At 57.8% G+C, this 21,974-nt stretch carries 27 protein-coding genes; 19 read left to right on the top strand and 8 right to left on the bottom strand.

Annotated elements, in window-relative coordinates:
- The first annotated feature begins 24 nt into the window (after nucleotides 1-24).
- Both rfaE2 and E6W33_RS01030 read left to right on the top strand, forming a co-directional pair.
- Nucleotides 25-501 (top strand): D-glycero-beta-D-manno-heptose 1-phosphate adenylyltransferase, encoded by a 477-nt coding sequence (gene rfaE2, locus E6W33_RS01035; RefSeq protein WP_136413342.1) that lies wholly within the window; start codon nucleotides 25-27, stop codon nucleotides 499-501.
- Between the two features lie 4 nt (nucleotides 502-505).
- The gene (locus tag E6W33_RS01030) at nucleotides 506-1,513 is read left to right on the top strand and encodes an asparaginase (protein ID WP_136413340.1); all 1,008 of its coding nucleotides are present in this window, start codon (nucleotides 506-508) and stop codon (nucleotides 1,511-1,513) included.
- A gap of 16 nt (nucleotides 1,514-1,529) precedes the next feature.
- Here the strand turns inward: E6W33_RS01030 and E6W33_RS01025 are convergent, their stop codons facing one another.
- The 3 genes from E6W33_RS01025 to E6W33_RS01015 are packed head-to-tail and all read right to left on the bottom strand — an operon-like array spanning nucleotide 1,530 to nucleotide 3,263.
- On the bottom strand, nucleotides 1,530-2,012 hold the full coding sequence (locus tag E6W33_RS01025; RefSeq protein ID WP_136413337.1) for a copper chaperone PCu(A)C: 483 nt from the start codon (nucleotides 2,010-2,012) through the stop codon (nucleotides 1,530-1,532).
- Between the two features lie 29 nt (nucleotides 2,013-2,041).
- Nucleotides 2,042-2,512 (bottom strand): tRNA (uridine(34)/cytosine(34)/5-carboxymethylaminomethyluridine(34)-2'-O)-methyltransferase TrmL, encoded by a 471-nt coding sequence (gene trmL, locus E6W33_RS01020; RefSeq protein ID WP_136413335.1) that lies wholly within the window; start codon nucleotides 2,510-2,512, stop codon nucleotides 2,042-2,044.
- A 13-nt stretch (nucleotides 2,513-2,525) separates the two neighbouring features.
- Nucleotides 2,526-3,263 (bottom strand): ComF family protein, encoded by a 738-nt coding sequence (locus E6W33_RS01015; RefSeq protein ID WP_136413333.1) that lies wholly within the window; start codon nucleotides 3,261-3,263, stop codon nucleotides 2,526-2,528.
- A gap of 66 nt (nucleotides 3,264-3,329) precedes the next feature.
- Between E6W33_RS01015 and E6W33_RS01010 the strand changes: the two genes are divergently transcribed.
- The 7 genes from E6W33_RS01010 (at nucleotide 3,330) to E6W33_RS00985 (ending at nucleotide 9,375) form a co-directional block, all read left to right on the top strand.
- Nucleotides 3,330-4,274, top strand: a complete 945-nt coding sequence (locus tag E6W33_RS01010; protein WP_247869478.1) for a methyltransferase domain-containing protein — start codon at nucleotides 3,330-3,332, stop codon at nucleotides 4,272-4,274.
- A gap of 496 nt (nucleotides 4,275-4,770) precedes the next feature.
- A complete protein-coding gene (coxB, locus tag E6W33_RS01005; protein WP_136413331.1) occupies nucleotides 4,771-5,931 on the top strand; it encodes a cytochrome c oxidase subunit II in 1,161 nt (386 codons plus the stop codon).
- 18 nt (nucleotides 5,932-5,949) lie between these two features.
- Nucleotides 5,950-7,545 (top strand): cytochrome c oxidase subunit I, encoded by a 1,596-nt coding sequence (gene ctaD / locus E6W33_RS01000; protein WP_136413329.1) that lies wholly within the window; start codon nucleotides 5,950-5,952, stop codon nucleotides 7,543-7,545.
- 14 nt (nucleotides 7,546-7,559) lie between these two features.
- Nucleotides 7,560-7,688: a cytochrome oxidase small assembly protein gene (locus tag E6W33_RS27235; RefSeq protein ID WP_348983142.1), complete on the top strand. Its 129-nt coding sequence runs from the start codon at nucleotides 7,560-7,562 to the stop codon at nucleotides 7,686-7,688.
- 1 nt (nucleotide 7,689) lies between these two features.
- Nucleotides 7,690-8,253, top strand: coding sequence for a cytochrome c oxidase assembly protein (locus tag E6W33_RS00995; RefSeq protein WP_136413327.1), 564 nt, complete (start codon nucleotides 7,690-7,692; stop codon nucleotides 8,251-8,253).
- A gap of 16 nt (nucleotides 8,254-8,269) precedes the next feature.
- Nucleotides 8,270-8,485: a DUF2970 domain-containing protein gene (locus E6W33_RS00990; protein WP_136414338.1), complete on the top strand. Its 216-nt coding sequence runs from the start codon at nucleotides 8,270-8,272 to the stop codon at nucleotides 8,483-8,485.
- 23 nt (nucleotides 8,486-8,508) lie between these two features.
- Complete coding sequence (locus tag E6W33_RS00985) at nucleotides 8,509-9,375, top strand: cytochrome c oxidase subunit 3 (protein WP_136413325.1); 867 nt, start codon at nucleotides 8,509-8,511, stop codon at nucleotides 9,373-9,375.
- A 67-nt stretch (nucleotides 9,376-9,442) separates the two neighbouring features.
- Here E6W33_RS00985 and E6W33_RS00980 read toward each other — a convergent pair whose 3' ends face one another.
- Nucleotides 9,443-9,643 carry a twin transmembrane helix small protein gene (locus tag E6W33_RS00980; RefSeq protein WP_136413323.1) on the bottom strand — a complete coding sequence of 67 codons (201 nt, stop codon included), beginning with the start codon at nucleotides 9,641-9,643 and terminating at the stop codon, nucleotides 9,443-9,445.
- Between the two features lie 71 nt (nucleotides 9,644-9,714).
- On the opposite strand from E6W33_RS00980, the gene E6W33_RS00975 reads away from it, so the two are divergent.
- The 5 genes from E6W33_RS00975 to E6W33_RS00955 all read left to right on the top strand — a co-directional run bounded on the left by E6W33_RS00975 (nucleotide 9,715) and on the right by E6W33_RS00955 (nucleotide 13,651).
- A complete protein-coding gene (locus E6W33_RS00975; protein WP_136413321.1) occupies nucleotides 9,715-10,428 on the top strand; it encodes an SURF1 family protein in 714 nt (237 codons plus the stop codon).
- Entirely contained in the window at nucleotides 10,415-11,005 is a 591-nt protein-coding gene (locus E6W33_RS00970) for a cytochrome C oxidase subunit I (RefSeq protein WP_136413319.1), read from the top strand. The genes E6W33_RS00975 and E6W33_RS00970 overlap by 14 nt, the downstream gene beginning before the upstream one ends.
- Nucleotides 11,006-11,011: 6 nt before the next feature.
- Nucleotides 11,012-12,124 (top strand): COX15/CtaA family protein, encoded by a 1,113-nt coding sequence (locus E6W33_RS00965; protein WP_136413317.1) that lies wholly within the window; start codon nucleotides 11,012-11,014, stop codon nucleotides 12,122-12,124.
- Between the two features lie 9 nt (nucleotides 12,125-12,133).
- A complete protein-coding gene (gene cyoE / locus E6W33_RS00960) occupies nucleotides 12,134-13,018 on the top strand; it encodes a heme o synthase (RefSeq protein WP_136413315.1) in 885 nt (294 codons plus the stop codon).
- 99 nt (nucleotides 13,019-13,117) lie between these two features.
- Entirely contained in the window at nucleotides 13,118-13,651 is a 534-nt protein-coding gene (locus E6W33_RS00955; protein WP_247869477.1) for an SCO family protein, read from the top strand.
- A 69-nt stretch (nucleotides 13,652-13,720) separates the two neighbouring features.
- Here the strand turns inward: E6W33_RS00955 and rpoH are convergent, their stop codons facing one another.
- The 4 genes from rpoH to ftsY form a co-directional block, all read right to left on the bottom strand.
- Complete coding sequence (gene rpoH, locus E6W33_RS00950) at nucleotides 13,721-14,611, bottom strand: RNA polymerase sigma factor RpoH (protein WP_136413311.1); 891 nt, start codon at nucleotides 14,609-14,611, stop codon at nucleotides 13,721-13,723.
- Between the two features lie 220 nt (nucleotides 14,612-14,831).
- Nucleotides 14,832-15,758, bottom strand: a complete 927-nt coding sequence (locus E6W33_RS00945) for a permease-like cell division protein FtsX (protein WP_211097202.1) — start codon at nucleotides 15,756-15,758, stop codon at nucleotides 14,832-14,834.
- The gene (locus tag E6W33_RS00940) at nucleotides 15,755-16,435 is read right to left on the bottom strand and encodes an ATP-binding cassette domain-containing protein (RefSeq protein WP_136413309.1); all 681 of its coding nucleotides are present in this window, start codon (nucleotides 16,433-16,435) and stop codon (nucleotides 15,755-15,757) included. The genes E6W33_RS00945 and E6W33_RS00940 overlap by 4 nt, the downstream gene beginning before the upstream one ends.
- A 1-nt stretch (nucleotide 16,436) precedes the next feature.
- On the bottom strand, nucleotides 16,437-17,633 hold the full coding sequence (ftsY, locus tag E6W33_RS00935; protein WP_136413307.1) for a signal recognition particle-docking protein FtsY: 1,197 nt from the start codon (nucleotides 17,631-17,633) through the stop codon (nucleotides 16,437-16,439).
- A gap of 138 nt (nucleotides 17,634-17,771) precedes the next feature.
- Here ftsY and E6W33_RS00930 point away from each other — a divergent pair, with 138 nt between their 5' ends.
- Genes E6W33_RS00930 through E6W33_RS00910 form a run of 5 tightly spaced genes read left to right on the top strand, consistent with a single transcriptional unit; the run spans nucleotide 17,772 to nucleotide 21,973 of the window.
- Entirely contained in the window at nucleotides 17,772-19,142 is a 1,371-nt protein-coding gene (locus tag E6W33_RS00930) for a pitrilysin family protein (protein WP_136413305.1), read from the top strand.
- Nucleotides 19,143-19,153: 11 nt separating this feature from the next.
- Nucleotides 19,154-20,479: a pitrilysin family protein gene (locus E6W33_RS00925; protein WP_136413303.1), complete on the top strand. Its 1,326-nt coding sequence runs from the start codon at nucleotides 19,154-19,156 to the stop codon at nucleotides 20,477-20,479.
- Between the two features lie 3 nt (nucleotides 20,480-20,482).
- Nucleotides 20,483-21,142 (top strand): 16S rRNA (guanine(966)-N(2))-methyltransferase RsmD, encoded by a 660-nt coding sequence (gene rsmD, locus E6W33_RS00920; RefSeq protein WP_136413301.1) that lies wholly within the window; start codon nucleotides 20,483-20,485, stop codon nucleotides 21,140-21,142.
- A gap of 42 nt (nucleotides 21,143-21,184) precedes the next feature.
- On the top strand, nucleotides 21,185-21,673 hold the full coding sequence (gene coaD, locus E6W33_RS00915) for a pantetheine-phosphate adenylyltransferase (RefSeq protein ID WP_136413299.1): 489 nt from the start codon (nucleotides 21,185-21,187) through the stop codon (nucleotides 21,671-21,673).
- 42 nt (nucleotides 21,674-21,715) lie between these two features.
- Nucleotides 21,716-21,973: a YfhL family 4Fe-4S dicluster ferredoxin gene (locus E6W33_RS00910; protein WP_136413297.1), complete on the top strand. Its 258-nt coding sequence runs from the start codon at nucleotides 21,716-21,718 to the stop codon at nucleotides 21,971-21,973.
- The last annotated feature ends 1 nt before the right edge of the window (nucleotide 21,974 follow it).

The raw sequence follows: 21,974 nt of genomic DNA, 5'->3' as shown, positions 1-21,974 counted from the left end.
GCTGGCGGCCCTTTTACTTTCATCATGTCCAATTTCGAAAAGAAAATCTGTCCCCGCGCCGATCTCAAGGAACGCATCGCCCGGCTTCCAAAACCCGTGGTGCTGACCAATGGCGTATTCGACATCCTGCATCGGGGCCACGTCACCTATCTCGCGCAGGCACGCGAACTTGGCGCTTCGCTTGTGGTCGCAGTCAATACCGATGCATCGGTGAAGCGGCTCGGCAAGGGGGATGACCGCCCGATCAACACCTGCGACGACCGGATGGCGATTCTCGCGGCGCTGGAAGCTGTCAGCATGGTGGTGCCGTTCGATGAAGACACTGCGCTGGAAGTCGTGCAGGAAGCACAGCCCGACATCTACGTGAAAGGCGGCGACTACGACATGACCGCCATACCGGAAGGGCGTGCCGTTACTGCATACGGCGGGCGCGCCGTAGCGATCGATTTCAAGCACGACCGCTCGACCACTAATCTGTTGTCGAAGGTCCGAAAGGGGTAAAGCGATGAACTTCGCTCCGTTGGCGGAAGTCACGCGCGGCGCGCAGCCTGAGTCCATCCACACTGGCGCCGTCGCGGTTGTCGACCTGAGCGGCAAGCTGCTGTATTACGCCGGCGACCCGCATTTTCCGACCTTTACCCGCTCCACGCTCAAACCGTTCCAGGCCTTGCCATTCCTGCGCGCCGGCGGTCCTGCCAGGTTCGGCTTCAGCAGCCGCGAGATCGCGCTGATGTGCGCCAGTCATTCTGGCGAGCCGATGCACATCGATACCGTATCGACGATGCTGTCGAGGGCCGGCTGCGATGAGCACCACTTGCGCTGCGGCTGCCATGTGCCCATCCACTACAGCATCGAAAACAGACAACCCACGGCGGATCAAACCTTCAGCCAGCTGCACAACAATTGCAGCGGCAAGCATGCGGGTTTTCTCGCCTATTGCGTTCAGCACAGTCAGCCGCTCGACACTTACCTTGACCCGTCCCATCCACTGCAAACCTCGATACGCGCGTGTGTTGCGCAAGCGGCCGACATGCCGCAGGCCGATCTCACGATGGGCATCGACGGATGCTCCGCACCCAACTACGCGATGCCGCTGTCACGCCTAGCACTGGCCTATGCGCGTCTCGCGCAGGGAGGCAAAGATCCGGAATTCAGCCAGCAGTTTGACGACCTGTTTGCCGCAATGACCGCGCATCCCGAGCTGGTGTCGGGCAAGGGCCGGGCCGATCTCGCCTTCATGCAGAGCGCGCCGGGCGATTGGGTTGCGAAAGGTGGTGCGGAAGGGGTGCAGGCAATCGGCGTCCGCTCCGCCGGTCTGGGAATTGCGATCAAGGTTGCGGACGGCAATGCTCGCGCCTTGTATCCGGCCGCGACATCCGTGCTGCGGCAGTTGGGCCTGCTGTCATCCACGGATGCGACGCCACTCGCTTCCTGGGCGCATCCGCAGATTCATAATTTGAAGGGATTGCACACCGGCGAGATTCGCTCGACGGTGCGTCTTGTGAAAGCGTGAAAGCGTGACCTGAACCTCAATGACCGTGCGGCATGTTGTGGCCGCCGGCGGGCGCGGTGACGTCCTTCACCAGTACCGATACCTCGGTCTTTCCCGCCTTTTCGAAGGTCAAGGTCAACGGAAACTTGTCGCCGGCCTTCAGCGGCTGGTGCAAGCCGATCAGCATGACGTGATAGCCCCCACCAGGCTTCATCACCAGTTTTTCCGTAGGCTTCAGCTCGATATGCGGCACCTCGCGCATCTTCATCACGTTGTTTTCCATCGCCATGTTGTGGATTTGCGTCGATTTCGCAACTGTCGAACTGACCGCAATCAGCTTGTCCGCTTCCTTGCCCTGGTTTTCAATGGTGAGGTAAGCCCCGGCGGACGGCTGATTCGGCATGGTTGCCCGCGCATAGACATCTTCGATGCGCAGGTCCTTGAGCTTGTATTCCTGGGCGTTGGCGAAACTGCAAGCCAGCACGGCGATGGAAATGGGGAGTAGGTGGCGCAATTGCATGGTGTTCCCTTGACAAGTTGTTGAGACGATTAACTGCCGCCGACAAAACCATTCTGCCGCCAAGCTTCATAAACAACAACGGCCACGGTATTCGACAGATTCAGACTGCGATTATTCGGCCGCATCGGCAGCCGGATTCTCTGGGAAGCCGGAAACGACTCGCGCAGCGCCGGCACCAGGCCCTTGGTCTCCGAGCCGAACACAAACACGTCGCCCGGATGAAACGCAACCGATGCAAATGGCGTTGACCCGCGCGTGGTCAACGCGAACATGCGCTGCGGATCGGGTGCTTCACTGGCCATGTATGCATCCCAGTCGTGATGAACTTTCATCTTCGCATATTCATGGTAATCCAGTCCCGCGCGTCGCATTTTCGCGTCATCCAGCGGAAAGCCGAGCGGTTCGATCAGGTGCAGTTGCGCGCCGGTGTTGGCGCACAGACGAATCACATTTCCCGTGTTCGGCGGAATTTCAGGCTCAACCAGTACTACATGAAACAAGAGCTTCTCCTTGTTATTTTTGCACGGTGCGGGCGAACACGAGATTCGTCACGCGCGCCGCACCAAAACGCTTCAATGTCGCCGCCAGTTCGTTCAGCGTCTCGCCGGTGGTGATGACGTCATCGACTATGCCGACATGCAGCCCGCGCAAGCGATCGATCGCCTCAGGCCGGATGCCGAAGGCGCCCCGGATGTTTTTCCGGCGCTCGTCGGGATGCAGCAAGGCTTGCGCCTGCGTTTCCCGCTGGCGCAGTACAAGTTTTGTATCCAGTACAAGTCCGGCCTTGCGCGACAAGGGTTTGGCAATCTCCAGGGCCTGATTAAAGCCCCGTTCCACCAGCCGCTGCGGTCCAAGTGGCGTCGCAATCAGTCGCTGCGGCACCTCCAAAGACGGGGCGTTCATCAGCGCATCATGCAGCATTCCGGCGAATAAACCGGCAAGCTCCAGTCGATTTCCGAACTTCAACGCCAGCACAAGCTGGTCCGCCGGTGGCGCATAATCGGATGCGACGATTGTCGCATCGAACGCCGGCGCATGCTTCAGGCAGTCGCCGCACTCTTTGGATGACTTGTCTTCCAGCGGCATCGCGCAACGTGTGCAGCGGTGCTTGCGCTGGCCGAAGAACCGGGCACGGCATGCGTCGCATAACGCCGCAGTGCTGTCGCTTCCGCATAATGTGCAGGAACAGGGCAGCGCGGCAGGCAGGCGATCCCACCACTGTCGTGACCGGCTAAGCAAACCTTGGAACATGGAGCAAGCAACTCTTCAAGCGTGTACACTGCATCCATTATCTCATTGACATGGCTGGATTTTCTCGTGTCTTCCATTTCCGATTCCAAAGACAGCAGTTCAAGCAGCCCGATCGATATTCAACGTGTGCGCAAATTGTTCGCCGCGCCGGCCCGCATTGCCGAGTCCGAATTCCTGCGTCGCGAAATAGCCCGGCGTATGCATGAGCGGCTGACGCTCATCAAAATCAAGCCCGAGCGTGTGGCCGATCTCGGTTGCGGCGACGGGAGTGACATGCCGATGCTTCAGGAGCAGTATGCTGAAGCACAGGTCCTCGGGGTCGACGCTTCGCAGTCGCTACTGGGGCTCGCGCGCGACCGCCAGCGTGCCGCCAGATCATCCATGAACCGTTTGCTGAGCAAATGGCTTCCGGGCAAGATCGCCTCCGGTCTGGACGTGTCGGGCGGTTTGATCTGTGGCGATTTTGCGCAATTGCCTTTCCAAAACAACGCGATCGACCTGCTTTGGTCCAACCTCGCGCTGCACTGGCATCCCCACCCGGATCGCGTCTTTGCCGAATGGCGGCGGGTATTGCGCGTCGACGGCTTGCTGATGTTCTCCTGCTTTGGTCCGGATACCTTCAAGGAACTGCGAACCGCTTTTGCATCCGTCGACCAGGATGGGCATGCGCTCACGTTTGTCGACATGCATGATTTCGGCGACATGCTGGTCGATGTCGGATTTTCAACACCGGTGATGGACATGGAAACCATTACCGTCACCTATGATTCCGTCGACAGGCTCATATCAGACGTGCGCGCCTGGGGCGGCAATCCTCTCATTACCCGAAAACGCGGCCTCTTGGGACGCCAGGCATGGTCTGCGGTCACCGCAGCGCTGCAGAAAAACCGACGCGCCGACAACAAGCTTCCGCTTACCTTCGAAATCATTTACGGCCACGCATTTCGGCCCGCTCCGACAAAAACCGCGAGCGGCGAAGCAATTATTCGCTTCGATTTGCGAAAAAAATGATCTGGATCATTGTCGCTCAGAAATTTCTGTGCTTGATAAGCATGTCTGTTCCGGCATATACTTCCCCAGCTTACAACGGGCGCTACTCTTTTTTGCATGACGAATAGGTACTGATTTTCGTCAAGCAGGAATGATTTGTACGGCGTCATTGTTCATAGTCGCGCCAGAAAGTGTTGACGCGTATTGCTGTGACGCACGATCTCCTTGCTGGTCGCCGGTTTCCTGTCCTGTTTCAAGAGGGGGAAGCATTGGTGCACTTGGATTTCGCCGCGGGCATCGTGCAGCGACGGGCAACGGTATATCGATGCACGCAAGAAAAAGTCAGGCGGCTCGCCCCCGTTCCTTACCGGGCAGGTGGCGGATCGCGTGCAGCGGCTCTTGAGTTGATCACCCTCGAGCCCGATCAGAATGAAAAAGACGCGAACTTGCGCGGAGGTGCAGAGCGCTGGCGTCGACGAATTGAACAGAATTCCAATTTTAGGCTTTTGAGGAAACTATGAAACTTGCGCAGCGCCTTCAATCCTTGATGCTCGGTGTATCGCTTCTGGCGGCCGGCATGCCGTCATGGGCGGTGGTAGACAGTCCCGGCGGCCCTGCTGTCCGCGAAATGACCTTCCAGCCGCCGGTGACCCGGATTGCCGAGGAAATCTACTCCCTGCACAACCTGATGCTGATCATCTGCCTGGTGATCTTTGTCGCCGTGTTTGGCGTGATGTTCTACTCCATCATCAAGCACCGCCGCTCCGTCGGGCACCGGCCTGCGACCTTCCACGAAAGCACTGCCGTCGAAATTGCATGGACTGTCGTACCGTTCCTGATCGTCATCGGCATGGCCTTGCCCGCGACCAAGACGGTCGTTGCGATGAAAGACACTTCCAACGCCGACCTCACGATCAAAGTGACCGGCATGCAATGGAAATGGGGTTATGACTACCTGAAGGGTGAGGGCGAAGGCATTTCCTTCCTGTCTGCACTTTCCACGCCGCGCGAACAAGTCGTCGATCCGACCAAGGTAAAAAACGACAACTATCTGATCGAAGTCGACAATCCGGTTGTTGTGCCGGTCAACAAGAAAGTTCGACTGGTGCTGACCGCCAATGACGTGATCCATGCATGGATGATCCCTGCATTCGGCGTCAAGCAGGATGCAATTCCGGGTTTCGTGCGCGACACCTGGTTCCGCGCCGAAAAGACTGGCGTCTATCGCGGTCAGTGCGCCGAATTGTGCGGCAAGGAACATGCATTCATGCCGATCGTGGTCAATGTTCTCAGCGACGAAGACTACAAGAAGTGGGTCGATGGCAAGAAAAAGGAAATGGCGGCCAAGGCCGACGATCCGAACAAGACCTGGACCGTCGCGGAGCTAAAGGAGCGGGGCGAGAAGGTATATGCCGCCAATTGTGTTGCTTGTCACCAGCCGAACGGCAAGGGTGTTCCCGGCTCCTTCCCCGCGCTTGACGGCTCGGCAGTTGTGAATGGGCCGAAGGCTGTACAAATTGATCGCGTCATGAATGGCAAGGGTGCAATGCCGCCATGGAAAGGCGTGCTGTCGGATACCGACATCGCCGCCGTCGTGACCTTCACGCGGAATAATTGGTCCAACAAGGCTCAGGAAAACATTGTTCAACCGGCTGAAGTGCTGGCTGCGCGCAAGTAATTGAATTAGGAGATTGACATGAGCACCACTGTAGTTGATCACGCACACGATCACTCTCACGACCACGCGCACGACCATCCACACGGCTGGCAGCGCTGGTTGTTCGCAACCAACCACAAGGACATCGGTACGCTTTACCTGTGGTTCTCTTTCATCATGCTGCTGTCCGGTGGCGTACTGGCATTGATGATTCGTGCCGAGCTGTTCCAGCCCGGCCTGCAATTGGTGAAGCCGGAATTCTTCAACCAGCTTACCACCATGCACGGCCTGATCATGGTGTTCGGCGCCATCATGCCCGCCTTCGTCGGCTTCGCAAACTGGATGATCCCGCTGCAGATCGGCGCATCCGACATGGCGTTTGCACGCATGAACAACTTCTCATTCTGGCTGCTGCCGCCTGCCGCCATTCTGCTGGCGACTTCCTTCCTGGTGCCGGGCGGTGCCACGGCTGCAGGCTGGACCTTGTATGCGCCGCTGTCGACGCAAATGGGCGTCGGCATGGACATGGCGATCTTCGCGGTGCACATCATGGGCGCTTCGTCGATCATGGGCTCGATCAACATCATCACCACCATCCTCAACATGCGCGCGCCCGGCATGACGCTGATGAAGATGCCGATGTTCTGCTGGACCTGGCTGATAACCGCCTACCTGTTGATCGCTGTCATGCCGGTGCTGGCTGGCGCGATCACGATGACACTGACTGATCGCCATTTCGGCACCTCGTTCTTCAATGCTGCCGGTGGCGGCGACCCGGTGATGTACCAGCATATTTTCTGGTTCTTCGGCCACCCCGAGGTGTACATCATGATTCTGCCTGCGTTCGGCATCATTTCGCAGATCATTCCGGCCTTCGCGCGCAAGCAATTGTTCGGCTACGCCTCGATGGTGTATGCAACCGCATCGATCGCGATCCTGTCGTTCATCGTCTGGGCGCACCATATGTTTACCACCGGCATGCCGGTGACCGGTCAGTTGTTCTTCATGTATGCAACGATGCTGATTTCCGTGCCGACCGGCGTGAAGGTGTTCAACTGGATCGCTACCATGTGGAAAGGTGCGATGACGTTTGAAACCCCGATGCTGTTCGCGGTCGGCTTCATCTTCGTGTTCACGATCGGCGGCTTCTCCGGCCTGATCCTGGCCGTTGCACCGATCGATATCCAGATGCAGGACACTTATTACGTCGTGGCGCACTTCCACTACGTGCTGGTGGCGGGCTCCCTGTTCGCGCTGTTTGCCGGCTTTTACTACTGGGGTCCGAAATGGACCGGCCACATGTACAACGAAGGCCGTGGCAAGTTCCACTTCTGGGGTTCGATCATTACCTTCAATATCACCTTCTTCCCAATGCACTTCCTGGGATTGGCCGGTATGCCGCGTCGCTACGCCGACTATCCGGCACAGTTCACGGATTTCAACATGATTGCGTCGATTGGCGCCTTCGGTTTCGGCCTGATGCAGGTGTACTTCCTGTTTGCGGTAGTGCTGCCGTCGATCAAGGGTGGCCAAAAAGCAGCCGACAAGCCGTGGGATGGCGCAGAAGGGCTGGAGTGGACCGTGCCGAGCCCGGCACCGTTCCATACCTTTGAAGTGCCGCCGACTGTGAAATAAACAATGGCGGGCGTATGCCCGCCTTTAAAGGTTGTATGTCTGATCCAAGAAAACCGAATAACGTTAGGACCGCGTTGATTCTGGCGTCGATCGCCCTGATGTTTTTTGTCGGCGTGTTCATCAAGCGTATCTGGCTGAGTTGAAATGGACCCGCGAGAACAAGCGGCCACGGGCCGGACCGGCAAGCTGAATTCGCAAATGCTTGGCAAGCTTGTGGTTATTGCCATCCTGATGTTCGGCTTCGGCTACGCGCTTGTTCCGCTTTACAAGAAGATTTGCGAGATTACCGGCGTCAACGTCGTTACACAAAAAGACGCATCAGCGCAGGGAAATACGCAAATCGACAAGACCCGAACCATTACGGTCGAGTTCGATGCAAATGCGCAAGGTCCATGGCGCTTCCGTCCGACGATTGCGAGCATGCAGGTACATCCCGGCGAAATGGCGCAGGTTGTGTATGAAGTCGTGAACACGCAGGCGCGCAGCATCGACGCACAGGCGATTCCGAGTTACGCACCGCAGCAGGCGGCAGCCCACTTCAAGAAGGTGGAATGTTTCTGCTTCCAGCAGCAGACGCTTGCGCCGAATCAGGCAAAGCAGATGCCGGTGGTGTTTTATATCGATCCGGCGCTGCCGAAGGATGTCAAGACGATTACCTTGTCCTACACCTTCTTTGAAGTGGGCGGGTCCGGAAAGAAAGCAATCTGAAGCGGTGGGTAGCCCGATGGATGACTTGGAAAAGACAAAGCAGCGCAATGCATCTTTCGGCAAGACGATGAAGGCGGTGTTCTGGTCGTTTTTCGGTATCAGGAAGAAAAGCGATTATGAGAAGGATGCTCAGCAGCTCAACCCCGTGCATGTGATCATTGCCGGGCTGCTTGGTGCCATTATTTTTGTCGCGACGCTGATATTGATCGTGAAAAGCGTCGTCGGAAAGTAACTATTTAAAATTTGTATTGGGAGATGGAGATGAATGCTCATCAGCACGGTAATGCGCCTTATTACTTCGTACCCGGACCGTCCAGATGGCCGGTGCTGGCAGGAGCATCACTGCTATTGACGATGCTCGGCGCATCGGCATGGGTGAACGGCTACGGCTGGGGACCCTATGCAAATATCGCCGGCATCCTGGCCCTGATCGTGGTGCTGTACAACTGGTTCGGCGATGCGATCAAGGAATCCGAAGGAGGCTTGTACAGTAACCGCATCGACGTTTCCTATCGCTGGAGCATGAGCTGGTTCATCTTCTCTGAAGTGATGTTCTTCGCCAGCTTCTTCGGCGCGCTGTTTTACGCGCGAAGCATCACCATGCCTTGGCTTGCCGATATCGATCACAAGATTCTGTGGCCCGATTTCACTGCGCAATGGGGAAATACTCCGGGTGGCACCGTCGAGCCCTTCAGCAAGATGGGTCCGTTCCCGATTCCGACGATTAATACCGCATTGCTGCTGACTTCGGGTGTCACGCTGACCATCGCGCATCACGCACTGCGAGCCGGCGAGCGCGGCAAGACCGCATTCTGGCTGTTTGCGACGATCGTGCTCGGTGCCGTGTTCATGAGCTTGCAGGCCTACGAATACATGCATGCCTATCATGAGCTGAACCTCAAGCTTACCTCCGGCATTTACGGCTCCACGTTCTTCATGCTGACCGGTTTTCACGGTTTCCACGTGACGATGGGCGCCATCATGCTGGCGGTGGTGCTGGTTCGCCTGATGAAAGGCCACTTTACGCCTGATCACCACTTTGCATTCGAAGGCGCTGCCTGGTATTGGCACTTCGTTGACGTGGTGTGGCTCGGTCTGTACGTTGTCGTCTACTGGTTGTAAGCCGGAACCGAAGGCATAAAAAAGCCGCACTTCGGTGCGGCTTTTTTACTGATGTGTTACCGATATGTTATCGAATTCCGGTCGGCTGGATCCAGCCTTGGCTGTAAGCGATAAGTATCAGGACAAACAGCGCAATAGAGAAGCCAACGCGAAACGCAAGCGCCTGCACCGTGCGATTGCTCTTGCCTTTGTCGCGCATCAGGAAGACGAGGGCGGAGCCGAGACTGGCGAGGATCAGAATGAAGGCAATGGCGACAAGGATTTTCATGAGGGCACGGGGCAGGGAACAGGATGCGATCGCCAGTGACAATTGGCGGGAATGAGTAAAGAGATATTGTAATGCCAATCAAATTCCGCTTCCGCTGGATTCCATTCGTCGCCGCCGTTCTTGCCGCCGCGCTTGGTATTGCGTTGGGGCAGTGGCAGACCCGGCGTGCGCAGGAAAAGGAAGCGATCGAGGCAAGGCTGCTTGAGCGCGGCGCGGCACCGCCGGTTTCCATCGGTACTGTGCCATTGAATCCCGAAGAGCTGGAGTACCGCAGGCTTGTCGTAAAAGGGGAGTTCCTGCGCGATTGGACCGTTTACTTGGACAACCGGCCTTATGAGGGCGCAGCCGGGTTTTACGTCCTGACTCCCTTGAGAATCGCCGGCTCGGGAATGCACGTCCTGGTTGCGCGCGGCTGGGTCAAGCGCAATCCGTCCGATCGGGCTAAACTGCCGCCGATAGCAACGCCCGTCGGAATGGTGGAATTGCAGGGCATCGCAGTGCGCAACCCCGGCCATGTGCTCCAGCTCGGTACTCCCGAGCGGCTTCATCCGAACGCGATCATTCAGAACGTGAGTATTCCGGAGTACGCGCAAGCTTCCGGATTAGCGTTGCAAGCATTTATCATCGAGCAAGTGACTGATACTGGGGACGGATTGATTCGCGACTGGCCACGGCCTTCGCTCGGCGTGGAAAAGCACCGCGGATACGCATTTCAGTGGTATGCATTGGCGGCCATGGCGCTCATATTTTTTGTCGTGACGGGATTTCGACGTGGAAGAGAATAAGCAACAAAACGCGGGACGCTGGAAGCTTTTTGCGATCATTGCAGTGTGTGTAGCGCCGCTGATTGCATCCTATTTGACCTATTACGTTATCAAGCCGCAAGGACGCACCAACTATGGAACGCTGATCGATCCGCGTGCCCACCCGGTTCCTGCGCTCGGAGCAAGCACGCTCGACGGCAAACCGGCTGGGCTGGACGCCTACAAGGGTAAATGGTTAATGCTGCAGGTTGCGGATTCGGAATGCGATGCGTCCTGCCAGAAGAAACTCTATGACATGCGCCAACTGCGCCTGGCGCAGGGCAAGGACATGGATCGCGTCGAGCGCCTCTGGCTGATCACCGACGAAAAACCGCTCGAAACGCTGCTCATTCGCGAGTACGACGGCACCCACATGCTGCGGGTCAAGTCGGAGGCGTTAAAATCGTGGCTGCCGGCCGAGTCTGGCACAACGCCTGCGGACCATATCTATATGATAGATCCGCTGGGAAATCTGATGATGCGGTTTCCCAAGGACGCTGATCCCAACAAGATCAAGAAAGACCTCGCGAGGCTGCTCAAGGCATCCCGCATAGGATAAGACCTTATGCTGATACAACTTGCGGTCATGGGTATGCTGGCGGCGCTGTTGCCGCTGACTATCGTCTGGGTTTCCAGCGATAGCAACAAATACCGGAAACTGGTTTGGGTGACGGCGTTTCTCACCTTCGATCTCATCATGTTCGGCGCTTTCACCCGTCTGACAGACTCCGGCCTCGGCTGCCCCGATTGGCCGGGGTGTTATGGCCACGCCAACCCATTCCAGGCGCACGCGAGCATCAGTGCGGCCGAAGCGGCCATGCCGACTGGGCCGGTGACCGCGATGAAGGCATGGATCGAGATGATTCATCGCTATGTTGCAATGGGTGTCGGTGTGTTGATCGTTTCGGCCATGGTCATCGCCTGGCGCATGTGGCTGAAGTCGAAACGCCAGGACACGCGATTTTCGCCTTGGTTGCCGACTGGCCTGCTTGGATTCGTTTGCCTGCAAGGTGCGTTTGGCGCGTGGACCGTCACCATGAAATTGCAACCGGTCATCGTGACCACGCATCTGCTACTCGGCATGATGTTGCTGGCGCTCCTGTCATGGCTGGGCACGCGTCAGAACGAGCGGTCCCCGGTTTCGGAGGCGGCGTTGAACCTGCGTACCCCGGCAGCCCTGGCGATGGTGCTGCTGGTCGTGCAGATCGCGCTTGGTGGTTGGGTGAGCACCAATTATGCTGCGTTGGCATGTGCAGACTTCCCTCTGTGCCAGGGCACGCTATTGCCGGAGATGGATTTTAACAACGGGTTTGCATTGTGGCGGGACCTGGGCAAGACCAGCACCGGTGAATTCCTGCCTTTCCCTGCCTTGACGGCGATCCATTGGACGCATCGTGCTTTCGCCTTCCTTGTCGTGGTCTACCTTGCGTGGCTGGCGACAAGAGCCATGAAGATCGATGGTTTGCAGAAGACCGGACGCTGGCTGTTGATTGCGGTGCTGGTGCAATTCGCTACCGGCATGTCCACGATTTTCCTGAACTGGCCTCTGGCGTTGGCGGTCGTGCATAACGGTGGCGCCGCGTTCCTGGCTCTGATGCTGACCATGTTAAACTTCCAGGCTCGAATCCCGGCGCAAGCCGCTTCAGATCGAGCTGCAACGCGGTTTTCGGCCGCCTGAGGAGCGATTGTGAACACTCTGACTGTCCAACCAAACCGCATCGCGCAGTACTGGGCGCTGACCAAGCCGCGCGTGACGCAGCTCGCCGTATTCTGCGCAGTGATTGGCATGTTCCTGGCAACACCCGATCTTCCCGACTGGCGAATCGTCGTCGCGGGCACTATCGGTATCTGGCTGCTTGCCGGTGCGGCATTTGCAGTCAATTGCCTGGTCGAGCGAGAAATCGATTCCCGCATGGCGCGCACTGCGCGCCGCCCGATCGCGCGCGGCGAAATCAGCGCCGCGCAGACCTTGGTATTTTCCGGCGTGATCGGCGGTATCGGCATGTGGGTGCTGTTCAACTTCGTCAATCCGCTCACCATGTGGCTGACCTTTGCCACCTTTGTCGGTTATGCGGTGATCTATACGATGCTCCTCAAGCCGGCGACGCCACAGAATATCGTGATCGGCGGCCTGTCCGGCGCGATGCCGCCCGCTCTGGGCTGGGCAGCCATTGCAAATGACGTTCCGATGCAGGCATGGATCCTGGTTTTGATCATTTTCGTCTGGACGCCTCCGCATTTCTGGGCACTTGCGCTCTATCGTCGCGATGACTACGCTAAATCGGGACTGCCGATGCTGCCGGTGACCCACGGCTTGCAGTTCACCCAATTCCATATCTGGCTCTACACTATCGCACTGGTCGCCACCACAATGCTGCCGTATGCCGTGCATATGAGCGGTCTGATCTATCTGGCGAGCGCCGCGCTGCTCGGTGCGGTTTTTCTCTGGCATGCATGGCAGATCTACCGGCATTACACGGATCTCGTCGCGCGCAAGACTTTTGCTTACTCGATCGTCTATCTGTCGCTGCTGTTTGCCGCACTGCTTGTCGATCACTACCTCCTATTCTGAATCATGCGTTTTCTATCTGCAGTCCGCGTTTCATCCGTCGCCTTTGTCCTTGCTGTATTGTCGCTCGCCGCTTGTGACAGGCCGGGTGAGGGTACGCCGATGATTCTGTCGCCAGCGAAAACGGTGTTCAAAAACACTGATGTAACCGGGCTCGACTACGCAAAGGATTTTGCGCTGCCGGACTATACGGGGAAGATGCGTACTCTTGCGGATTTCAAGGGCAAGGCAGTGGTCGTATTCTTCGGCTACACGCAATGCCCGGACGTCTGCCCGACAACCATGTCGGAAATGGCGAACGTCATGCAGCAACTCGGGCCGCTTGCAGACAAGGTGCAGGTCTTGTTCATTACTGTCGATCCGGAACGTGATACGCCGGAATTACTGGCGAAATATGTTCCCGCTTTCGATCCGCGCTTCCTCGGCTTGGTCGGGGACAAGGCATCGACCGAAAAGGTCGCGAAGGAATTCCGGGTGTTTTATCAAAAGGTGCCGGGCAAGGAGCCGGGTAGTTACACGATGGACCATACGGCCGGAAGCTATGTATTCGACCCCCAGGGGCGGATCCGTCTGTTCATCCGGCATGGACAAGGGCCGGAGCCTATCGTGCATGATTTGAAACTGCTGCTGTCCTGAGTTGTTTCGTTGCCGGAAAAAGAAAAAGGCGCTCAACATTGAGCGCCTTTTTTATCGGCAATCACCGGCCTATGCGTAAGCTGCCAGCGCGCCCTTCATCTTCTTCAATGCCGCGCTCTCGATCTGGCGAATGCGCTCTGCCGAGACACCGAATTCGTCCGCGAGTTCATGCAGCGTGGAACCGGAGCCATCATCATTCGACAGCCAGCGCGCTTCGACGATGCGTCGCGAACGTGGGTCAAGCGCCCCGAGTGCCTGTTCCAGACCTTCGGACTGCAGGCGATCGTACTGCTTCGCCTCCAGTGCTTTGGTCGGCTCGGTAGCATCGGAAGACAGGTACGCAATCGGGGCAAACTTGTCGTCTTCGTCATCGCTCGGCGCATCGAGCGCGATATCGTGACCGGACATGCGAGTTTCCATTTCGATCACTTCTTCGCGCTTGACGTTAAGCGTCTTCGCAAGGTCGTCGACTTGCGCCGGCGTCATCGCGTCGAGGCTTTCCTTGTGGCTGCGCAGGTTGAAGAACAGCTTGCGCTGCGCCTTCGTGGTCGCAACTTTGACCAAACGCCAGTTCTTCAGGATGTACTCGTGTATTTCGGCCTTGATCCAGTGCATCGCGTAGGAAACCAGACGCACGCCCTGATCGGGGTCGAAGCGCTTGACGGCTTTCATCAGGCCGATATTGCCCTCCTGAATCAGGTCGGCATGGGGCAGTCCATAGCCAAGGTAACCGCGCGCAATCGATACCACCAGCCGCAGGTGCGACATGACCAGCTTTTGCGCCGCACCGAGATCGTTCTCGTCGCGCAAGCGATGGGCGAGCGAACTCTCTTCCTCATGCGTCAGCATGGGGATGCGATTGACCGCCGAGATATACGCCTCGATGTTGCCTAGATTGCCCGAAAAACCGAGCGTCAAGGCATGATTGCCTACAGGAACCAATGCAGACTGTGCTTTCATTCTTTCTCCTTGCCTCCTAGCTGAGACCGATTGGAATCAAATCCGCTTACAGAAATATATTAGCACTCTATTGCCTTGAGTGCTAATCAGCTATTTCAACTGGCCTTATAGGAAGTATCTATTAATTTATGGAAATTAATTGGTAATTCCTAGCTTAGAGTAATGGAAGCGCAAAAAGTTGCGAAGGCTCAAAGCGGTGTTCGAAACTTATTCGGCGGCGTCAATTCATGCGGGCCAAGTGTCTTTTGACTGAAAGCAAGGCTCCGACCAAGCCGAGACCTGCGCTGGCTGTCAACAGGGCAATGGACGTCACCGGGCTTAAAGGCGACAGCCGGAATTCGGACGCGTAGAGGCGGGCAAATTCGGCCAAGGCATTGTTAAAAGGCGGGAGTGCCAGCGCAACCAGTCCGAGCGCGCCCCCGCCAGCCACCAGCCCGAGCAGCGCGCCGGTATAGTAAAACGGGCGGCAGATAAAGCCGTCGGTGGCGCCGAACAACCGGCACACGGCGATTTCCTCGCGCTGCGTCATGACTTGCAGGCGAATGGTATTAAACACGACGGCCACCACAACTACGCCAAGGGTCGATGCAAGAAACAGCAACGCGAGGCGAAAGACTTGCATCAGGGCGGCGAGACGCTTCACCCACGCCGAATCGATCTGGACGTATTCGACCCCGGGCAACGCTTTCAATTGCACCGCCAGGCCTTCGACGCGAGCGGCATCGCGGGCGCTTTGAACCCCGGCGAGTTTCAGGACATAGCCATCCGGGAGCGGATTCTCGCCCAAGGCCGTGATTGCGTCGGATAAGCCGCTCTTGTCCTTGAGCAAGGATAACGCCTTTTCACGCGGGATGAATTCGAGTCTGGCCTTGTTTCCGGACTCCAGCACGATATTGCGGATCTGCGGCCCGAGTGCGGTCGCTCGCTCACGTGGGGTCTCCATCGCCATGAAGACGCTGATTTCCGGCTCGACGGCGAGTTGCTCCGATACCGGGCGAACGTTTTCGAGTACGGTGAACCCAGCGAATGGAAGCGCCAGCGCGATGCTGACCACCAGCACGTTCAGCGCGAAGCTGCCGGGCGTCCGGACGAGGTGCTTGAACGCATCGGCGAAGGCAAAAGCATGCAATCTCAGCCAGTTCATCATGCGGCCCCTTCGTTCATAGCGAGTTCCGCATCGACAAGACGCCCTTGCTGCAGATAGACGATGCGCTGCGCGTCGCCGAGAATGGCTTCGTCGTGCGTCGAAATCAGGCAGGTGACGCCGACGTCATGAAATGCCTTGAGTGCGTCCATCACCTTATTGGCGCTTGCGCGGTCGAGATTGGCGGTCGGCTCGTCGGCAAGGATGATCTGCGGACGGTTGACGATGGCGCGTGCGATTGCAACCCGCTGCTGCTCGCCGCCGGAAAGCGCGAGCGGGTCGAACGCCCCCTTGTCGAGCAAACCGACTTTGTCGAGCGCGGCGCGCGCACGTTTTTCGGCATCTGCTTTCGTGCTGCCTGCAACGAGCAGCGGCAGCATCACGTTGGAAAGGACGCTGCGGTCGTTCAGCAAGCATTGTTGCTGGAAGATCAGGCCGAGGTTGCGGCGCAGGTAGGGCAGGCCGGAGGCGTTGAGGCGGCCGACGTCCTGGCCATTGACCGACACGGTGCCGGAACTCGGTCGCTCGATAACCGCGATCATTTTCAGCAGGGTCGACTTCCCGGCGCCGGAGGGGCCGGACAGAAAGACCAGCTCGCCCTTGTTGATTGAAAGCGTAATGTCGGTCAGCGCGGCGGTATTGCGCGTGTACTGCTTGGATACGTGACGGAATTCGATCATGTCAGCTCAGTAGGGCATCGACGAATTCCTCTGCATTGAACGGCTGCAGGTCTTCAATCTTCTCACCCACGCCAATGAAGTACACCGGCACCGGTCGCGTCTTCGCAATGGCTGCGAGTACGCCGCCCTTTGCCGTGCCATCGAGTTTTGTCACGACAATGCCTGTCAATTGTAAAGCATCGTCGAAGGCTTTTACCTGCGCGAGCGCATTCTGACCGGTGTTGCCGTCGATGACCAGCAGGATTTCATGCGGCGCGCCTTCCATGCCTTTGCCAATGACGCGCTTCACTTTTTTCAGCTCTTCCATCAAGTGCAACTGCGTCGGTAGCCGACCGGCCGTATCGACCATCACGACGTTCAGGTTGCGTGCTTTCGCCGATTGCACGGCGTCGAAGGCGACCGCGGCCGGATCACCGGATTCCTGCGCAATGACGGTGACATTGTTGCGCTCCCCCCAGATTGTCAACTGCTCACGTGCAGCCGCGCGAAAGGTATCGCCTGCGGCAAGCAGCACGGATTGATGGTGGGCTTGCAGATGCTTGGCGAGCTTGCCGATGGTCGTCGTCTTGCCGGCGCCATTGACGCCGGCAATCATCATCACCAACGGTTGATGGCGTCCGAGGACGAAGGGTTTTTGCAACGGGCTCAGTATCTCGAGCAGCACGGTGCGCAGGGCGGCTTTGACTTGCTCGGCTTCGGTCAGCTTCTCGGCCTTGACCTTCTTTTTCAATGCATCGAGGATGAACTGGGTTGCTTCCACGCCGGCGTCCGACACCAGCAGCGCGGACTCGAGCTCTTCGTAGAGGTCGTCGTCAATCTTCGCGCCGACGAACAGCGTCGTCAGGTTCGACGACGTCTTGGACAAACCGGCCTTCAGGCGCTGCATCCAGGAGCGCTTTTGTTCCGCTGGCGGCGGAGGCGGCGGAACGATTTCTCCTTCGGGTTCCACCACCGGCGTCGCCAAGGGTTCAGCGGCAGTCGGTGGAGCTGGAAGTGGTTCAGGCGTGACGGGCGGAGCCGGAATCGTCGGCGATTCCTTCTTGAACAGGTTTAGCCAGGACTGCTTCTGTTCCGCAGGGGGCGGCGCGGAAGGCTCGATTACCGGTGCTACCGGAGCCTCCTGTGCGCTCGGCTGTGGCGCGGCCTCTTGCGGAGCCGCAGGCGTGTCTTTCGGTTTTTTCTTGAAGAAACTAAACATGGGGAGCTGAGCAGAAAGGCAGTCCGGGACGCTTGGGCGTCGCAGAAAGAAGATACAATCGGAACCTCATTTTGCAAGGCGTGCATGCGAAAACGCTTTCGCACCAAACAAGTCCACTATTTTATCAGAGCGGAGATTATGAAATTCCGGATCGCTGTATTGCTGTCGGCATGGCTGATGAGCTCCCTGCCTGCTGCCGCACATGCTGAACTTGCAAGGGAATTCATGTTGAAGAACGGCATGAAAGTTATCGTCAAGGAGGATCATCGCGCCCCGACCGCCGTCCAGATGGTCTGGTACAAGACCGGCGCGATGGATGAGACCAACGGCACTACTGGTGTCGCCCACGCGCTGGAGCACATGATGTTCAAAGGCACCAAGGCACTTGGGCCGGGTGAGTTCAGCAAGCGCGTCGCCGCCTTGGGTGGACGAGAGAATGCGTTCACCAGCAAGGATTACACCGCTTATTTCCAGCAGGTCGAGAAGTCCAAGCTGGAGAAGGTCATGGCGCTGGAAGCCGACCGCATGGCCAACCTGGTTTTCGACAAGGACGAATTTTCGCGGGAAATCCGCGTTGTGATGGAAGAGCGCCGCTGGCGCACCGAGGACCAGCCGATACCTTCGGTCTACGAGGCATTGAACGCTGCCGCATTTGAAGCGCATCCGTACCATCATCCGGTTGCGGGCTGGATGAGCGACTTGCAGAGCATGACCGTCAAGGATGCAAAGTCCTGGTACGAACGCTGGTATGCGCCAAACAATGCCGTCATGGTGGTGGCCGGCGACGTCGATCCCAAACGCGTGTACGCGCTGGCGGAAAAGTATTACGGCAAGATCCCGCGCAAGGACGTGCCTGTCACCAAGCCGCAGGACGAGCCGGAACAGCATGGCATCAGGCGGGTGACGGTCAAGGCGCCGGCAGAAAATCCCTATGTCGTACTGGCGTTCAAGGTGCCACGCTTGAAGGACGTTGAAAAGGACAATGAATCGCACGCCCTCGACGTTCTGTCGGCCATCCTCGACGGCTACGACAACGCGCGGCTGAATGCGAAGCTGGTGCGAACCGACAAGGTTGCCAATTCGGTGGGCGCGGGCTATTCGAACATCGGACGCGGACCGGTATTGTTCCTGCTGGACGGCACGCCGGCCAACGGCACAAGCACTGAACAACTCGAAAAGCTGCTGCGCGCAGAAGTGGAACGCATCGCGAAGGAAGGGGTTTCCGAAGACGAGCTCAAGCGCGTCAAAGCGCAGCTGATCGCAGGCCAGATCTACAAACGCGATTCGATTTTCGGGCAGGCGATGGAAATCGGGACGATGGAAATGGCGGGCATTTCGCACACAAAGATCGACCGTATCATCGAGAAGCTGAAGGAAGTCACTGCCGAGCAGGTGCAGGCGGTGGCGCGGAAATATTTCGGCGACGATGCACTGACTGTAGCCACCCTGATTCCATTGCCCCTGTCCGAGAAAAAACCGTCGGCACCGCCTAAAGGTTTGCGGCACTAAATGAGACGATCATGATGAAGCGAATTCTTTTTATCTTTGCATGGACCCTGATCGGGGTTGCGCCCGCGCACGCAGCGCTGCACATCCAGTCATGGACGCTCGCTAATGGGGCCAAGGTCCTGTTCGTCGAAAATCATTCGATTCCGATCCTGGACGTGAGCGTTGAATTCGACGCCGGCTCGCGCCGCGACCCGCAGGGCAAGTCCGGCATGGCGGCACTGACCAATGCGATGCTGGCGCGCGGTGTGCATGAGGCGTCCACGCCAGTGGCGGAACCGGCGATGACCGAAGCGCAGATCTCGGATGCCTTCGCGGATATCGCTGCCCAGCGCGGAGGAGGTGCTGGCTCGGATCGCGCCGGTGCCAGCTTGCGTATGCTGTCGAGTGCCGCCGAGAGGGATGCGGCAGTCGCGTTGCTGGCACGCGTTCTTGCGCACCCGAGTTTTCCGGAGAACTTTTTGGCGCGCGACAAGGCGCGCATGATTGCTTCGATCAAGGAAGACGAAACCAAGCCGGAGTCGATCGCCAGCAAGGCATTCTGGAAGCTGCTGTATGGCACCCATCCGTATGCGGAGCATGAAACGGTCGAGTCGGTCGAGGCGATTACCCGCGATGATCTGGTGGCATTCCATACGACGCACTATGTCGCCAATCAAGCCGTGATTGCAATGATCGGCGACGTCACGCGCGCCGAAGCCGACAAGCTCGCGCAGCAGTTGACGGTACGCCTGCCGCAAGGCGCCCCTCTGCCAGCCTTGCCGCCGGTACAAATCGCGCCCGCCAGGGAAGAACGGATTCCGCATCCCGCATCGCAAGCGCACATCTTCACCGGCATGCCCGCGATTGCGCGCGGCGACGTGGATTACTTTCCGCTCATGGTCGGCAATTACACGCTTGGCGGCGGTGGTTTCGTTTCGCGGCTGACGCGTGAAGTGCGCGAAAAGCGCGGCTTGTCCTACAGCGTGTATAGCTATTTCAATCCGCTGGCACAACCGGGGCCGTTCGAGGCGGGCCTGCAAACGCAAAAGGGACAGGCCGACGAGGCGCTCAAGGTAGTGCGCGATACGATTGCTGCCTTCCTTCGCGATGGACCGACGTCACAGGAATTGCAGGCGGCCAAGGACAACCTCATCGGCGGCTTCGCACTGCGCATCGATAACAACAAGAAGATTCTCGACAACATCGCCGCGATCGGTTTTTACAAGCTTCCGCTCGACTATCTCGACACCTGGACCGACAAGGTTGGAAAAGTCACGATCGACGATATCAAGGCAGCCTTCCAGCGCAAGATCGCGCTCGACAAGATGTCGACCGTGGTGGTCGGCGTCGCGAAGTAGTCCATGCAAAAGATGCGTCAATCAAAGGCCGGGTCGTCGGCGCGTCCGGGACGCCCCGCGCGCCAGGTCCGGATTATCGGTGGCCAATGGAAGCGCACTCCGCTCCGCGTGCTGGAGGCTGAGGGACTGCGCCCGACCCCCGACCGCGTGCGGGAAACGGTGTTCAACTGGCTGAATCATTTGCTCGACGGTAATTGGCAAGATGTCCACTGCCTCGATCTGTTTGCTGGAACCGGCGCGCTCGGTTTTGAGGCGGCAAGCAGAGGTGCGGCAAGGATCGTTCTGGTGGAGGACAATGCCGGCGCGATCCGGCAATTGGAGGCGAACCGGGATAAACTGAATGCTGAACAAGTGCGCATTCTTCGCGGCGACGCGTTATCGGTGGCGACGCGGCTGGCGGCCAGTGCCGGAGATGACGGCATGCGTTTTCACATCATCTTTCTCGATCCGCCGTACCACCTCGACTGGTTGTCAAAAATGCTGCCCTTGTGTGTGCGTCTGCTGGCACCTGGCGGCTTGGTATATGCTGAAGCGGAGATGCCGCTTGACCCGGAAAAGCCGCAGGCGTGGCTCGAAGGCTGGGAAGTAATTCGGGCCGACAAGGCCGGAATGGTGTTTTATCATCTGTTGCAGCGCAAAATCTCGACTGATTTTGAGGCATAATGCCCGTTCCGGAATTTGTTCACCATTGGTCAGGGAGCCACGATGGTCACAGCAGTTTACCCAGGAACGTTCGATCCACTCACCCGCGGTCATGAGGATTTGGTCCGCCGTGCATCGGGCTTGTTCGATAAATTGGTCGTCGGCGTCGCCGACAGCAAGAACAAGAGGCCGTTCTTCTCGCTGGAAGAGCGTTTGCTGATCGCCAACGAGGTGCTTGGACACTATCCGAATGTGCAGGTGGAGAGTTTTTCCGGCCTGCTGAAGGATTTCGTCCGCGCACATGACGCGCGCGTGATTGTCCGCGGCTTGCGCGCAGTGTCGGACTTTGAGTACGAGTTCCAGATGGCGGGCATGAATCGTTATTTGCTGCCTGATGTTGAAACACTGTTTCTCACTCCGTCCGATCAATACCAGTTTATTTCCGGTACTATCGTACGGGAGATCGCCACACTGGGCGGCGATGTTTCCAAATTTGTATTCCCTTCGGTCGAGAAATGGCTGAAGGACAAGATCGCGGCGGGCGATCAGTAAGAACCCATTTCAGTTTCACGGGTTTACGTAGCAGAGGTAGTTATGGCTTTAATGATCACGGACGATTGCATCAATTGCGACGTATGCGAGCCCGAGTGCCCGAACGACGCAATTTCCATGGGGCCGGAGATTTACGAGATCGACCCGAACAAGTGCACCGAATGTGTCGGTCATTACAGTGAGCCGCAATGCCAGCAGGTCTGTCCGGTCGACTGTATTCCGTTCAATCCGGCGTGGCGCGAGACGAAGGAAGAATTGCAGGCAAAATATGAACGCCTGCAAGAGGCATTGAAGGCATAGG

This window comes from Herbaspirillum sp. ST 5-3 (genome assembly GCF_004804275.1).
Taxonomy (GTDB): domain Bacteria; phylum Pseudomonadota; class Gammaproteobacteria; order Burkholderiales; family Burkholderiaceae_D; genus Noviherbaspirillum.
The sequence above is the reverse complement of the archived record's forward strand: the minus strand, read 5'-3'. Positions and strand labels throughout refer to the sequence as shown.

Bases quoted from the DNA above. Each gene is read 5' to 3' on its own strand.
- coxB (WP_136413331.1), top strand. From the start codon at position 4,771: ATGAAACTTGCGCAGCGCCTTCAATCCTTGATGCTCGGTGTATCGCTT.
- ctaD (WP_136413329.1), top strand. From the start codon at position 5,950: ATGAGCACCACTGTAGTTGATCACGCACACGATCACTCTCACGACCAC.
- coaD (WP_136413299.1), top strand. From the start codon at position 21,185: ATGGTCACAGCAGTTTACCCAGGAACGTTCGATCCACTCACCCGCGGT.
- E6W33_RS00930 (WP_136413305.1), top strand. From the start codon at position 17,772: ATGAAATTCCGGATCGCTGTATTGCTGTCGGCATGGCTGATGAGCTCC.
- ftsY (WP_136413307.1), bottom strand. From the start codon at position 17,633: ATGTTTAGTTTCTTCAAGAAAAAACCGAAAGACACGCCTGCGGCTCCG.
- E6W33_RS00910 (WP_136413297.1), top strand. From the start codon at position 21,716: ATGGCTTTAATGATCACGGACGATTGCATCAATTGCGACGTATGCGAG.
- E6W33_RS00940 (WP_136413309.1), bottom strand. From the start codon at position 16,435: ATGATCGAATTCCGTCACGTATCCAAGCAGTACACGCGCAATACCGCC.
- rfaE2 (WP_136413342.1), top strand. From the start codon at position 25: ATGTCCAATTTCGAAAAGAAAATCTGTCCCCGCGCCGATCTCAAGGAA.
- E6W33_RS27235 (WP_348983142.1), top strand. From the start codon at position 7,560: ATGCCCGCCTTTAAAGGTTGTATGTCTGATCCAAGAAAACCGAATAAC.
- E6W33_RS00975 (WP_136413321.1), top strand. From the start codon at position 9,715: ATGCCAATCAAATTCCGCTTCCGCTGGATTCCATTCGTCGCCGCCGTT.
- E6W33_RS01030 (WP_136413340.1), top strand. From the start codon at position 506: ATGAACTTCGCTCCGTTGGCGGAAGTCACGCGCGGCGCGCAGCCTGAG.
- E6W33_RS00945 (WP_211097202.1), bottom strand. From the start codon at position 15,758: ATGATGAACTGGCTGAGATTGCATGCTTTTGCCTTCGCCGATGCGTTC.
- E6W33_RS00990 (WP_136414338.1), top strand. From the start codon at position 8,270: ATGGATGACTTGGAAAAGACAAAGCAGCGCAATGCATCTTTCGGCAAG.
- rpoH (WP_136413311.1), bottom strand. From the start codon at position 14,611: ATGAAAGCACAGTCTGCATTGGTTCCTGTAGGCAATCATGCCTTGACG.
- E6W33_RS00965 (WP_136413317.1), top strand. From the start codon at position 11,012: ATGCTGATACAACTTGCGGTCATGGGTATGCTGGCGGCGCTGTTGCCG.
- E6W33_RS01015 (WP_136413333.1), bottom strand. From the start codon at position 3,263: ATGTTCCAAGGTTTGCTTAGCCGGTCACGACAGTGGTGGGATCGCCTG.
- E6W33_RS01025 (WP_136413337.1), bottom strand. From the start codon at position 2,012: ATGCAATTGCGCCACCTACTCCCCATTTCCATCGCCGTGCTGGCTTGC.
- E6W33_RS00985 (WP_136413325.1), top strand. From the start codon at position 8,509: ATGGAGATGAATGCTCATCAGCACGGTAATGCGCCTTATTACTTCGTA.
- E6W33_RS00995 (WP_136413327.1), top strand. From the start codon at position 7,690: ATGGACCCGCGAGAACAAGCGGCCACGGGCCGGACCGGCAAGCTGAAT.
- rsmD (WP_136413301.1), top strand. From the start codon at position 20,483: ATGCAAAAGATGCGTCAATCAAAGGCCGGGTCGTCGGCGCGTCCGGGA.
- E6W33_RS00955 (WP_247869477.1), top strand. From the start codon at position 13,118: ATGATTCTGTCGCCAGCGAAAACGGTGTTCAAAAACACTGATGTAACC.
- E6W33_RS00925 (WP_136413303.1), top strand. From the start codon at position 19,154: ATGATGAAGCGAATTCTTTTTATCTTTGCATGGACCCTGATCGGGGTT.
- E6W33_RS00980 (WP_136413323.1), bottom strand. From the start codon at position 9,643: ATGAAAATCCTTGTCGCCATTGCCTTCATTCTGATCCTCGCCAGTCTC.